This is a genomic window from Draconibacterium sediminis (genome assembly GCF_000949475.1).
Lineage (GTDB): Bacteria > Bacteroidota > Bacteroidia > Bacteroidales > Prolixibacteraceae > Draconibacterium > Draconibacterium sediminis.
In genome coordinates this window covers 634,524-647,456 of record NZ_JRHC01000001.1, presented here as the reverse complement: position 1 = coordinate 647,456, position 12,933 = coordinate 634,524, and the positions used below count along the sequence as shown (strand labels likewise).

The window sequence follows — 12,933 nt, the reverse complement described above, 5'->3', positions numbered from 1 at the left end:
TTTTCACCTCTGCACACCACATCTGTTGGCATTTCTTTGCTGTCTCCTGTAAATCGCTCTACATTTATCCCCGGTAAAAAAAGACCAGAATTTTATTTTCAGTAAACAAAAATTAGTATTTGAATAATGGCTAACATAAGGGCAGCAATTACAGGAGTTGGAGCCTACCTCCCGGAATACCGGTTAACAAACGAGGAAATCAGCAAGATGGTTGATACCTCGGACGAGTGGATCATGCAACGAATCGGGATTAAGGAGCGAAGGATTTTAAAGGAAGAAGGAAAAGCAACCAGCGACATGGGGGCTCGTGCAGTGGAGAATTTGCTGGAAAAAACCGGCACATCGCCCGAAGAAGTCGACATGTTGATTTGCGCAACCATCACGCCCGACATGAACCTTCCGGCAACAGCCAATATTATTGCTCACAAAACAAATATTCATAACGCCTGGAGTTTCGACTTGAATGCTGCTTGCTCAGGATTTATTTTTTCTCTGTCAACTGCAACACAATTTATCGAATCGGGGCGCTACAAAAAGGTAGTTATAGTTGCCGCCGAAAAAATGTCGTCGATTATTAACTACGAAGATCGCACCACCTGCCCGCTTTTTGGCGATGGCGCTGCAGCCGTTTTGGTTGAACCAAGCACCGAAGATGTTGGTGTTATCGACTACATTAACCGTGTTGATGGTTTAGGACGTCATCACCTGCATATCAAAGCAGGCGGATCGTTAAAACCGGCCTCCGAAGAAACTGTAAAAAATAAAGAACACTATTTATACCAGGAAGGACAAGCTGTTTTTAAAGCTGCGGTATCGAGCATGGCCGATGTTGCTGCTGAAATTATGGAAAAACACAACATCAGCTCTGAAGATGTTGCGTGGCTTGTTCCACACCAGGCAAACATGCGCATTATTGAGGCTACCGCCCGCCGAATGGGGATTAGCAAAAAGCAGGTAATGATCAATATCCGCAAATACGGAAATACCACAGCAGCTACCATTCCGCTTTGTTTGTGGGATTACGAAAAACAACTAAAAAAAGGCGACAACATTATTCTCGCCGCGTTTGGTGCCGGATTTACATGGGGAAGCACCTATCTAAAATGGGCGTACGATTCGGAATAGAAGCTAACAATAGAAGTTAAATTTTGCCGTTCTGTTTGTGGGACTCAAAATGAATATTTTTTTGCTGAAGATGCATTTTATTGTATATTCAGGCACCCAATTAATAAGGACAGTTAAGAAGATTTAAACCATGGCAAAACAAAACACAAGAACGTTTGGCGAAACCCCCGATCAGGCGATTAACATTTTAGGCGAAGGTACACTCATTAAAGGCGATATTTCGGCAAGTAGCGATATTCGCATTGATGGACAACTGGTTGGAAACCTGGAAGCAAAAGGCCGGGTTGTTATCGGCCCAAAAGGCAAAATCGATGGCAAGGTAAAATGCAATAACGTTGAGATTGCCGGTTTTATAAAAGGTAAAGTTTATGTTGATGAGCTTTTGAACATGAAAGCCTCGGCAAAAATTGAAGGCGATATTGTGGCCGGAAAACTGGCCGTTGAACCCGGTGCAACTTTTACTGGAACCTGCGCCATGGGAGCAGCCAGTGCCCCTGCAAAAGAAGATGCAAAGGAAAAAACCTTATACAACGAAAAAAACTAATTCGTTTATTCGTTACTCCAGCCTGGGGTTCGAAATGATGGCCATTATCGGAGGTTTTACTTTTCTGGGCTATAAAATCGACCAATGGATGGATAACGAATTTAAAGGTTTTACACTTGCACTGGTACTATTTGGTGTAATTGCATCGATTATTTATGGTGTAAAAAACCTGTTGAAACCGGATAATAAATCGAAAAAAACGAAAAAGTAAATGAAGGCTTTCATCGTAAAACTTACCGGAATATCTCTGGCTATTGCCTTAATTGGCTGGCTGGTATTTTCGCTGGCATTCCCCGAATACTACCTGCCGGTATTTCCTTTTCTGTTACTTTTCTTTTATCTGGCTACAATGGGTATTCATTCCTATCAGCTTAAAATGGCAAAAAAAGATATCGGCAAATTTACCCGCAGCAATATGCTCGTTACATTTTTCAAACTCGTTCTATACTCGGTGGTAGCCGTTGTATATATTGCTGTTGATAAAGAAAATGCCCTCCCGTTTGTTATTTGTTTAATGCTGCTATACCTGATTTACACTTTTTTTGAAGTAACCGAGATTACAAAGGCAACTAAGTCGGCTGAAAGAAAATAAGGCTCCATCGCTTCCCTTCCTCACACAAAAACAGGTTTTTAAACATGGTTAATTCTCAAATGAAAAATGCCAAATTCCATTCACGGTCCAAAAAATCTTATAAATTTGTGAACCTTAGAACGGAATATTCGTTTTAACAACCTGACAAAATTCTTATCGAGAAGCGTTTGTTTAAAGTGTTTTTACAAGACAAGTTAAAACAAAGAAAAAACTGAATTAACCATGCTTAAGCTTACCAAAGCCGTCATTATACTGTTTGCCGTTTCATTATTAGGTTATGGCCAGCTTCAGGCTCAACACGGGCACGAAGAAGAAGAGACACACGCAACAGAAAGTCATTCAGAAGAAAACGAAGACCATGCTTCAGACGCACACGCTGAAGAAGGATTTAACGCCGGAGAATTTGTGATCGATCACGTGTCAGATTCGTACGACTGGCACATTACAGATTGGAAGGGGACACCAATCAGCATTCCGTTACCGATTGTATTATACAGCAAACAACCGGAATTACACGATGGAAAAGCGTTTCATGTGTTTATGTCGTCGAAATTTCACCACGGACACAGCGCCTACAACGGGTTCCGCATTTCGGAAAGCGAAGAATATAAAGGCAAAGTGGTTGAGCTGGATGCAGCAGGACACGAAATTGGAACACCCATCGATATTTCAATAACAAAAACGATTGCCGGTATTTTGGCATCGGTAGTTATTTTATTGTGGTTGGTTTTTGCAACAGCTAATTTGGCTAAAAAGAACAAAGGAAAAGCGCCAACAGGTGTACAAAATGCCTTGGAGCCGATCATCTTTTTTATTCGCGACGAAGTGGCAAAACCGGCCATTGGCGAACACAAATACGAAAAGTTCATGCCGTTCCTGTTAACCCTGTTCTTTTTTATCCTGATCAACAACTTCATGGGATTGATACCTATTCCGCCATTTGGAGCCAACGTTACAGGAAATATAGGGGTTACAATGGTACTGGCATTATTCACTTTTGCAATAACAACAATTAATGGTAACAAACATTACTGGAAAGAGATTTACAACCCGGATGTTCCGTGGTGGTTAAAATTCCCGATTCCCTTAATGCCTATCGTTGAGCTTTCGGGCGTAATTACTAAACCATTTGTTCTCATGGTCCGACTCTTTGCCAACATGATGGCGGGTCACCTTATTGTGATGGTGTTTGTGAGCCTTATTTTTGTATTCGGCAGCCTGTTTGGCCCGGCAGTAGGATTAGGAGCAAGTCCGATATCTATTCTGTTCTCGGTGTTCATTTTGCTGCTCGATGTTTTGGTATCATTTATTCAAGCGTATGTTTTTACTCTGTTGTCGGCACTCTATTTCGGAATGGCGACCTCAGAACATCATTAATATTTAAAATTAAAAGCTATGTTATCAGCTATTTTAACAGTATTGCTACAAGCGGCCGCCGGTGCGTCGGTTGGAAAAATGGGAGCAGCAATTGGTGCAGGTTTAGCAGCAATTGGAGCTGGTATGGGTATCGGTAAAATCGGTGCCAGTGCCATGGAAGCTATTGCCCGTCAACCGGAAGCAAGCGGCGACATCAGATCGAACATGATTGTGTCGGCAGCACTTATCGAAGGTGTTGCATTCTTCGCAGTTATTGTTTGTATCCTTATCGTTTTTGTATAGCAAAAAACTTTGGCAGCCATCCCGGGGATTGCCCGGGATGCCGTTGCCCCATTAAAATTTTAAATCATGGGATTAGTAATGCCGAATCCGGGCACCATTTTTTGGATGCTCATCATTTTTGGAATCGTACTCTTTGTGTTGACGAAGTTTGCATGGAAACCAATTCTTACTGCATTAAAAGAGCGTGAAGATTCTATTGCAACCGCTTTAAACTCGGCAGAAGAAGCCAAGAAAGAAGTAGCCGGGCTAAAAGCCGATAATGAAAAAATTATTGCTGAAGCACGCCGCGAAAAAGAAGCGATCCTGAAAGAGGCCAAGGAGTTAAAAGATAAAATTGTTGCCGAAGCCAAAGAAAAAGCCGGCGAAGAAGCGCAAAAAAGCATTGCTCAGGCACGTCAGCAAATCGAAGCCGAAAAAACTGCTGCCATAAACGATATTAAAAAACAAGTGGCCGAACTTTCGGTAAGTATTGCCGAAAAAGTAATTCGCAAAGAGTTAAGCAACAAGGCCGAACAGGAAAAAATGGTTGACGGATTAATCGACGACATCAAGCTGAATTAAGTATGGACCAGAGCACAATTACTGTACGATACGCCAAAGCTTTCTTTTCAACAGCCAAAGAGAAAAACCTGCTCGATAAGCTAAAAACCGATATCCAACTGGTTATGGATGTCTGCAAATCATCAAAAGATTTTATTCTTTTGCTGGAAAGCCCCATCGTAAAATCATCAAAAAAGGCTGCCTTGGTAAAAAGTATCTTCGAAGGCAAAATTGAAGAGATCAGTCTCAACTTTTTACTGCTGATAGTTCAAAACAAACGCGAAGTTCACATTCCGGGCATCTGCCGCAATTTTCTCGATCTTACCCGAAAAGACCTCAACATTAAATCGGCGGTTCTTACAACAGCTACCGAGGTTGATGCCTCAACACTTAAAAAGGTGGAAACACTGCTGGGAAAAGAACTGAATGCAACCATTGAACTGGCGGCTCAGGTAAATCCCGAAATTCTTGGAGGTCTGGTATTACGCCTTGATGATAAACAGTATGATGCCAGCGTGGCAACCCAATTACGCAAGGTTAAACAAACCTTGTTAGAAACCGAATTATAAACGATAGCGACAAGCAAAAAATAATAGAACATGGCTAATATAAAACCTGCTGAAGTATCTGAAATTCTAAAGCAACAACTCGAAGGATTTAAATCGGTAGCCGAACTGGAAGAAGTTGGTACCGTTCTGCAAGTTGGCGACGGCATTGCACGTATTTATGGACTTTCGAACGTGGAATCGAATGAGATGATCGAATTCGAAAACGGAATGAAAGGCATTGTATTGAACCTTGAAGAAGATAATGTTGGGGCTGTACTTTTAGGTCCTACAGAACAAATTAAAGAAGGCGATACAGTAAAACGTACACGTCGTATTGCATCGATTAATGTTGGCGAAGGCCTGCTTGGTCGTGTGGTAAATACCATTGGTGAGGCCATTGACGGTAAAGGTGCTATTACAGGTGAGCTTTTCGAAATGCCTTTGGAAAGGAAAGCACCGGGTGTAATTTTCCGTCAGCCGGTAAAAGAACCGCTGCAAACAGGATTGAAAGCGGTTGATGCCATGATTCCAATCGGCCGTGGTCAGCGTGAGTTGATTATTGGCGACCGTCAGACAGGAAAAACAGCAGTAGCCATCGATACCATTATTAACCAACGTGAATTCTACGAACAGGGAAATCCGGTATACTGTATCTATGTGGCAGTAGGTCAGAAAGGATCTACCGTTGCAAACATTGCAGCAACACTTGAAAAAGCAGGTGCAATGGCCTACTCGATAATTGTTATGGCAACTGCATCAGATCCGGCAGCATTGCAGTTTTATGCTCCGTATGCAGGTGCTGCTATCGGAGAATATTTCCGCGATACCGGCCGTCATGCATTGATCATTTACGATGACCTTTCGAAACAAGCCGTTTCGTATCGCGAGGTGTCGCTGTTGCTTCGTCGTCCACCGGGCCGTGAAGCTTATCCGGGTGACGTTTTCTATTTGCACTCGCGCCTGTTGGAACGTGCGGCAAAAATCATCGAATCGGATGAGATTGCAAAAAACATGAACGACTTACCGGAATGTTTAAAAGATAAAGTAAAAGGTGGTGGTTCGTTAACCGCACTTCCTATTATTGAAACACAAGCCGGTGACGTTTCTGCATATATCCCAACCAACGTAATTTCAATTACCGACGGACAGATTTTCCTGGAATCGAACCTGTTTAACTCAGGTATTCGTCCGGCGATTAACGTGGGTATTTCGGTATCGCGTGTTGGTGGTAGTGCACAGATCAAATCGATGAAAAAGATCTCGGGTACATTAAAACTCGACCAGGCACAGTTCCGCGAACTGGAAGCGTTTTCTAAATTCGGTTCCGATTTGGACGCCGCTACAATGCGTGTACTTGATAAGGGACGTAAAAACGTGGAAATCCTGAAACAGGGACAGTACTCGCCGGTAAAAGTTGAGCATCAGGCAGCTATTATCTATTGCGGAACCAACGAGTTGCTTCGTAGTGTACCAATTGATAAGGTGAAAGAGTTTGAAGCTGATTTTCTGGAAACAATGGAAATGTCGCACCGCCCGGTTTTGGATGAACTAAAAGCCGGTAAACTGACACCTGAAATTGAGGAGACAATTAGAAAAGTAGCTGCTGAAACGGCAGAGAAATATAAATAAATAGTAGAAGGTTAGAATATTGGAATATTAGAATGGAAGAATTCTAGCACTCCAATATTCTGATACTCCAACATTCCAAGATATGGCTGGATTAAAAGAAATACGCACCCGGATAGCATCGGTAAAAACCACCCGGCAGGTAACCAGTGCCATGAAAATGGTTTCGGCTGCCAAGTTAAAAAAAGCGCAGGATGCTATTATGCAAATCAGACCGTATGCCGAAAAGCTACACGAGATACTAACTTCGCTGAGTGCCAGCCTCGAAAACGTTGAAGATTCGGTTTACACACAATCACGCGAACCTAAAAAAGTGCTTCTGATTCTGGTATCATCAAACCGCGGTTTGTGCGGAGGTTTTAACAGCAATATCACCAAAAAAGCGGTTGAAGTAGCCAAAACAAAATATGAGCAACAGTTGCAACTGGGTAAGCTCGATTTTATGTGCATCGGGAAACAGGGCGCACGCCAGCTAAAACACCGCGGGTATAAAGTTGTGGCCGACGAAAATGAGTTGTTCGATGCATTGTCTTTTGAAAATGTTTCGAGAGTTGCCGAAGAATGCATGAAATCGTTTGCCGACAAACATTACGACCGCATTGAGTTGGTGTACAACCAGTTTAAAAATGCTGCTGTACAGGTGCAGGCTGCCGAGCAGTTTCTACCGGTTGAAATAGAAGAAGACAACGACGATGGTAATTACAATTTTATTTACGAACCATCGAAAGAGCACATTATACGGGAACTGATTCCGCGTTCCTTAAAAATTCAGTTTTACAAAGCTTTGCTTGATTCGAATGCTGCCGAGCACGGCGCCCGAATGACGGCAATGCATCAGGCAACCGACAATGCCACTGATCTTATCGGTTCGCTTACGCTGGAATATAACAAAGCACGCCAGGCAGCCATTACAGGAGAAATCCTGGAAATTGTAAGCGGCGCCGAAGCATTAAACGGATAAATCGTTTTTATAAAAATATTGGAAAACCGTTCTTTGAAAAAGGAACGGTTTTTTTTATGAAAAAAAATCAAAATGATGCAATTTAATAACCCCTCCTGACCTCCCTAAAGGGGAGGAAATATCCCCCTTCTGGGGATTATAGGGGGGCAGAACAAATTTGTTAATCAGAACAGTGAAACTTCTTATCTTACGTGTATTTTACACGGTTAATCATTTTTTTTATTTGTAAACCGGGCTCACCCACTTTTCTTTTGGAGCATATTTACTTTCAGCCGCCCAACGGATTCCGCGTTTCATAATTTCCAGCGCTTCCGTCACTTCAAAATCAGTCATCACGTGGCCCAGCGAGCTGTAAAATATACGTCCGTTACCATAGTATTTTTTCCAAACCACCGGCATTACAGACTTATCAATCCACGACGAATGTTCAGCGGTGAACTCTGTTGTAGCCAACACTTTTACGTTCGGATCGATATGCATGTAGTACTGCTCCGAATGCATCTTAAAATCATCCATTCCTTTAGTTACCGGATCATTTTTGTCGGTTATTTTCACCGAATAATCAATAACACCACCGGGATGTGCTACCCATTGCCCGCCGACCATAAACTGGTATTCAGTGTTATTTCGGAACGAATCGCCTATACCTCCATGCCAGCCAGAAAAACCGGCTCCGTTTCGTACGGCTTTTAACAGTCCCTTTTCCTGCTCTTTGGTGATGGTTCCCATCGTCCAGGTTTGGATAATCAGATCAACTGCCCCCATTAATTCTTCATCTAGGTAACTATCCAGGTTGTCCGACACCGTAACCTCTGCCCCTTCAGCTTTCAGCCATGGCACAAATACATCTACCGACTCTATGGGCTCGTGACCTTTCCAACCACCGTAAACATAAAGAACTTTCTTTCCTTTCAACGAGTTATTATTTTGCATTTTCTCCCCGGCGTAAGTTCCTGGAGTTAAAAATAAAAAACCTACCACCAACAAAGCGGAGATTATCTTAAAGTACATTCTACTCATTCGTAACATAGTTTAGTTGATTTAATATCTGGCTAAAAATAAAGGAAAATGTTGAACTACAAAATAGAAAACGAACTTGGCAACCTTTCAAATTCAAGCGCTTAACAAGATAAAGTGAGTTTGTTTAAAAGAAAATGATGAATTCTACATTACCTATTTTCAGACCCTTTTTTCTTTTACGTTGTTTAATATCAACACGTTGACTCGATTCTATATCAATTAGCAGCTCTCAAAATCACACTATCTTACTGAATTTCTGCATATTACCATTTTAATTATTTTCATTTTAATGAAGTATTACGTAAATTGTATATACCTACCAATTAGGTTAAGTGATTTATGGCCAGAATTTTTCTAAACAATTAACTAAAGATTACATTATGAAAAATTTTGCTGTATTGCTAATCTTAACCCTCCTTGCAAGTACATCAATCGCTCAAAAGAAAAATGGTACCGTGTTTAATGAACACGAAACCATAGACAAAACAAGAGGCTTTTGGGATGCTGTTAAAAATGGCGACACCGAAAAAGTGAAAACCTTTTTTGCCGACTCAGTGGTAATTGTGCGAAACGGTAATGATTGGAAAACCTCGGCTGAAAACTTTAGTAAAAACTCAAGTTACTGGACCAAAAACTTTGTGAATTTTAAAGTTGAAGACTTGCCCGGTACCTATCCCGATGCCTTGGAATATAAAGACGGAAAAATGTGGGTTCAGGATTGGCTGTTGCTTACCGGAACAAACGAAAAAACCGGCATAAATCTGGATCTGCACATGCACTGTTTATACGCTTTTGACGATGATGGAAAAATTGCCACTTTTATTCAATACTATAACAACAATGTTTTCGAAGACATTCGGAATGCGCAAACAACCCGCGAAAACGGGAAGGTGTACATCAACCATCCCCACATAGCAACAGTAAGAAAATTGCTGAATACCTATGTAGCAGAAGATGTAGAAGGTTTAAAAGAATTCTTTACTGAAGATGCCATTTTCAGTAGTTTGGCCGGAGGCTATGATGTAACTATGAACCTGGAAGAAAGAGCTGCAGATGTTGCTGACCATTTTGCTACCAGAAAAGATATTCACTTTGAGCAGGTCGGGTATCCCGATTGTATTTTTTACGAACTAAATAACGGCTATGTAGTTTATTCGTGGTGGAATTATTCGTACACCGATGAAGAAAACGATAAAAAAGTGGAGATGCCATTAATGCTTTCTCATTCGTTTAACGACGACGGAAAAATAGTTCGGGAAATGGCTTATTTTAGTACCAATCACGTAACAGATTAATACAAATTATATGAAGAAAAAGGAAGCATCGTTATGATTGCTTCCTTTTTTGTGAGGCATACTGGATTCGAACCAGTGCCCCCTACCCTGTCATCCGTCAGCTGACGGACTAAACCAACTGAGCTAACTCGGCAGTAGTGTACGAAGAAAAGCACGCCCTCTGGATGATTTCATTTGTTTCTCTCTCTTTAATGCCTCACTCTTTGTTTCAAATTCTTCTATATGAATAATCTGCCAAGGTTGATACCTTTTAGTCCAACCCGTATTCCTTTCATCGTTATGAGAGAGCAAACGCTTTTCAGGATCACTTGAATAACCAATGTATATTTTATGATACTTCGAAGAATATAAAACGTAAGTATAATACATGTTTGGAAATTTTGTGGGTCGTGGCAGATTTCCGTCAGCTGACGGACCGACCTCATGCCTGTCATCCGTCAGCTGACGGACTAAACCAACTGAGCTAACTCGGCAGTAGTGTACGAAGAAAAGCACGCCCTCTGGATGATTTCAGTTGTTTCTCTCTCTTTAATGCCTCACTTTTTGTCTCAAATCCTTCTATATGAATAATCTGCCATGGTTGATACCTTTTAGTCCACCCTGTATTCCTTTCATCATTATGAGACAGTAACCGCTTTTCAGTATCACTTGAGTATCCAATGTATATTTTATGATACTTCGAAGAATATAAAACGTAAGTATAATACATGTTTGGAAATTTTGTGGGTCGTGGCAGATTCGAACTGCCGACCTCATGCCTGTCAAGCATGCGTTCTAAACCAACTGAACTAACGACCCCTACCCTGTCATCCGTCAGCTGACGGACTGAACCGGCTGAGCTAATGCCTCAATACAAAATAAAAATACAAAAAAAGGATTGCCATACGACAATCCTTTTAACTATTTTTTATTTGAAATATCTATACTCCAAACCACAGATTTATTACTGATAACACGGCAATAGCCCACATCAGCCACGAAACCTCTTTGTACCTGCCGGCCACAGCTTTTAGTACCACGTACGAAATAAATCCAAACGACAAACCGATGGAAATACTGTAAGTTAAAGGCATTAAAATAATAGTAAGAAATGCAGGAATAGCTTCAGAGAAATCAGCAAAATCAATTTGTTTGATATTCTTGAACATGTACACTCCAACAATTACCAATGCAGGTGCCGTTGCGTAACCTGGTACAATACCAATAAGCGGAGCAAAGAACAAAGCCAAAAAGAACAAGCCTGCAGTAATAACAGATGCAAAACCTGTTTTGGCGCCGTTGGCAATACCCGAAGCAGATTCAATGTATGTAGTAGTTGTACTTGTTCCCAGCAATGTTCCGGCAACAGTTGCAACCGCGTCAGCTTCAAGAATACGGTCAACGTTTTCTACTTTACCATCTTTATCAACAAAACCGGCTTCGTACGAACAGGCAACAATTGTTCCTACCGAATCAAAAAGATCGACAAACATAAACGAGAAAATCGCACCAATCAATCCCAGGCTAAGTGCCGAAAGGATATCCAGTTTCAACATCAACGGGCTCATTGAAGGAGGCATCGAAACAAACGATTCAGGTGCCTGAACTTCTCCGGCAACTATTGCAATAATTGTAGTAATAATAATTCCGTAGAAGATTCCGCCACGTACTTTTTTCACTTCCAGAATGGCAGTTATAAGTAAACCGGCCAAACCGATTAACAAAGTTGGAGTAAATTTGCCTAAACCAACAAATGTTGCAGGGTTAGCCACTACCAATCCCATGTTTTTAAAACCGATGAACGAGATAAACAATCCAATACCTGCTCCGGTTGCCAAACGCAGTGCAAGCGGAATAGTATGAATAATTTTTGTTCGTATACCGGTAACGGTAAGCGCCAGGAATATTACACCTGAAATAAATACCACTCCAAGAGCTGTTTGCCAGTCAACACCGGCACCCAACACCAGCGTGTAGGTAAAAAAGGCATTCAATCCCATTCCGGGAGCCATTGCATAAGGTACTTTTGCCCAAACACCGGCCAAAAGCGTACCAATAAGAGAGGCTACAATTGTAACTGTGATCAGTGCATTTCTATCCATTCCTGCATCGCCCAAAATCGATGGGTTTACAAAAATGATGTAGGCCATAGTTAAAAAGGTGGTTGCCCCACCAATGATCTCCTTTTTGAAAGAAGAACCACGGCCGCTGATATTAAAATATTTATCGATCATAATTCAGGTTTTAGAAGGTGTATTTAACTGCCAGCGTTGGCTTCACAGCAAACTCGTCACCAACGAAGTTGTTGCTCAACTCTATTTCAGTACCAAACGAGAAGTTTTTACATGGGTTGTACCACAATTGAGGCTCAGTTAAGAAACGGTAGTCAGTTCCCCAGAACATTTCTTCTTTCCAGAAATCAGCAAAACCTGTGAAAGTAAATTTACCTTCTGCCATTTGTACTGTCCATACAGCTGTTAACTGAAAAGCTGCATCTTCTTTGTCTTTAATGTACTTGTAGTTGGCTTGCAAAGTCAGAATTTTAGAGAAATCAGCCGAAGCCCAGGTACGTTCCACACCGGCCAACCAGCAGTTTTCAATAGGAATCCAAACTCCACCGCCAATGCTCATTGTTCCGCCATTGTATTCAACACGTGGCATAAACTTCTGAGTTTCGTTCCATTTAAAAGCACGTGCAATTTCCCAGTAAGCCAACGAAATACCATTGTCGATTCCTGTTCCATCAGCACCATAATCCATGTCGATGAAAAAGAATGTCGAACCGTAAGCATCGGGACGGAACATTTCTACTGTTGAGGTCAACATTTTGCGGCCTTCGCCGAAATCGTAGTGTAACTGTACATTTTGGGCATTAACAGAAAACATAAATGCAACAAAAGCCATTGCAAGTAGTACTTTTTTCATAGTCGTTAAATTATAAGAATTTGATATTTAATGGCAGCAAAAGTAATTATTCTTTCCAATCTGAAAAACAAAAAATGCGGCTAACCACCTCTGTATTGAATGGTTATAAATAAAAGAAC

General features: G+C 41.4%; 16 protein-coding genes and 1 tRNA gene. 11 read left to right on the top strand and 6 right to left on the bottom strand.

Annotated features, from left to right (window positions below):
* Positions 1 to 126 precede the first annotated feature (126 nt).
* The 10 genes from LH29_RS02590 to atpG all read left to right on the top strand — a co-directional run bounded on the left by LH29_RS02590 (position 127) and on the right by atpG (position 7,595).
* Complete coding sequence (locus LH29_RS02590; RefSeq protein WP_045025977.1) at positions 127 to 1,125, top strand: beta-ketoacyl-ACP synthase III; 999 nt, start codon at positions 127 to 129, stop codon at positions 1,123 to 1,125.
* A 130-nt stretch (positions 1,126 to 1,255) separates the two neighbouring features.
* A complete protein-coding gene (locus LH29_RS02585) occupies positions 1,256 to 1,669 on the top strand; it encodes a bactofilin family protein (protein WP_045025976.1) in 414 nt (137 codons plus the stop codon).
* Entirely contained in the window at positions 1,632 to 1,880 is a 249-nt protein-coding gene (locus LH29_RS02580) for an AtpZ/AtpI family protein (protein ID WP_045025975.1), read from the top strand. The genes LH29_RS02585 and LH29_RS02580 overlap by 38 nt, the downstream gene beginning before the upstream one ends.
* Positions 1,881 to 2,261 carry a hypothetical protein gene (locus LH29_RS02575; RefSeq protein ID WP_045025974.1) on the top strand — a complete coding sequence of 127 codons (381 nt, stop codon included), beginning with the start codon at positions 1,881 to 1,883 and terminating at the stop codon, positions 2,259 to 2,261. It begins immediately after the preceding gene.
* Between the two features lie 222 nt (positions 2,262 to 2,483).
* On the top strand, positions 2,484 to 3,638 hold the full coding sequence (gene atpB / locus LH29_RS02570; protein WP_082063388.1) for a F0F1 ATP synthase subunit A: 1,155 nt from the start codon (positions 2,484 to 2,486) through the stop codon (positions 3,636 to 3,638).
* 18 nt (positions 3,639 to 3,656) lie between these two features.
* Positions 3,657 to 3,920, top strand: a complete 264-nt coding sequence (gene atpE, locus LH29_RS02565; protein WP_038557555.1) for an ATP synthase F0 subunit C — start codon at positions 3,657 to 3,659, stop codon at positions 3,918 to 3,920.
* A gap of 66 nt (positions 3,921 to 3,986) precedes the next feature.
* Complete coding sequence (locus tag LH29_RS02560; protein WP_045025973.1) at positions 3,987 to 4,481, top strand: F0F1 ATP synthase subunit B; 495 nt, start codon at positions 3,987 to 3,989, stop codon at positions 4,479 to 4,481.
* A 2-nt stretch (positions 4,482 to 4,483) separates the two neighbouring features.
* On the top strand, positions 4,484 to 5,029 hold the full coding sequence (gene atpH, locus LH29_RS02555; RefSeq protein ID WP_045025972.1) for an ATP synthase F1 subunit delta: 546 nt from the start codon (positions 4,484 to 4,486) through the stop codon (positions 5,027 to 5,029).
* 30 nt (positions 5,030 to 5,059) lie between these two features.
* Entirely contained in the window at positions 5,060 to 6,637 is a 1,578-nt protein-coding gene (gene atpA, locus LH29_RS02550; protein ID WP_045025971.1) for a F0F1 ATP synthase subunit alpha, read from the top strand.
* 82 nt (positions 6,638 to 6,719) lie between these two features.
* Positions 6,720 to 7,595 carry an ATP synthase F1 subunit gamma gene (atpG, locus tag LH29_RS02545; protein WP_045025970.1) on the top strand — a complete coding sequence of 292 codons (876 nt, stop codon included), beginning with the start codon at positions 6,720 to 6,722 and terminating at the stop codon, positions 7,593 to 7,595.
* 219 nt (positions 7,596 to 7,814) lie between these two features.
* Here the strand turns inward: atpG and LH29_RS02540 are convergent, their stop codons facing one another.
* On the bottom strand, positions 7,815 to 8,615 hold the full coding sequence (locus tag LH29_RS02540) for a ThuA domain-containing protein (RefSeq protein ID WP_198152328.1): 801 nt from the start codon (positions 8,613 to 8,615) through the stop codon (positions 7,815 to 7,817).
* 380 nt (positions 8,616 to 8,995) lie between these two features.
* Here LH29_RS02540 and LH29_RS02535 point away from each other — a divergent pair, with 380 nt between their 5' ends.
* Positions 8,996 to 9,910 (top strand): nuclear transport factor 2 family protein, encoded by a 915-nt coding sequence (locus LH29_RS02535; RefSeq protein WP_157493541.1) that lies wholly within the window; start codon positions 8,996 to 8,998, stop codon positions 9,908 to 9,910.
* Positions 9,911 to 10,033: 123 nt separating this feature from the next.
* On the opposite strand, the gene LH29_RS25090 is transcribed toward LH29_RS02535, so the two are convergent.
* The 5 genes from LH29_RS25090 to LH29_RS02515 form a co-directional block, all read right to left on the bottom strand.
* Complete coding sequence (locus tag LH29_RS25090) at positions 10,034 to 10,279, bottom strand: GIY-YIG nuclease family protein (RefSeq protein ID WP_045025968.1); 246 nt, start codon at positions 10,277 to 10,279, stop codon at positions 10,034 to 10,036.
* A 94-nt stretch (positions 10,280 to 10,373) separates the two neighbouring features.
* Entirely contained in the window at positions 10,374 to 10,619 is a 246-nt protein-coding gene (locus tag LH29_RS25085; RefSeq protein ID WP_082063387.1) for a GIY-YIG nuclease family protein, read from the bottom strand.
* Positions 10,620 to 10,633: 14 nt separating this feature from the next.
* Positions 10,634 to 10,708: transfer RNA gene (locus LH29_RS02525), tRNA-Val, on the bottom strand.
* Between the two features lie 122 nt (positions 10,709 to 10,830).
* Entirely contained in the window at positions 10,831 to 12,123 is a 1,293-nt protein-coding gene (locus tag LH29_RS02520) for an NCS2 family permease (protein WP_045025967.1), read from the bottom strand.
* A gap of 10 nt (positions 12,124 to 12,133) precedes the next feature.
* The gene (locus LH29_RS02515) at positions 12,134 to 12,814 is read right to left on the bottom strand and encodes a DUF5020 family protein (RefSeq protein ID WP_045025966.1); all 681 of its coding nucleotides are present in this window, start codon (positions 12,812 to 12,814) and stop codon (positions 12,134 to 12,136) included.
* Positions 12,815 to 12,933 lie beyond the last annotated feature (119 nt).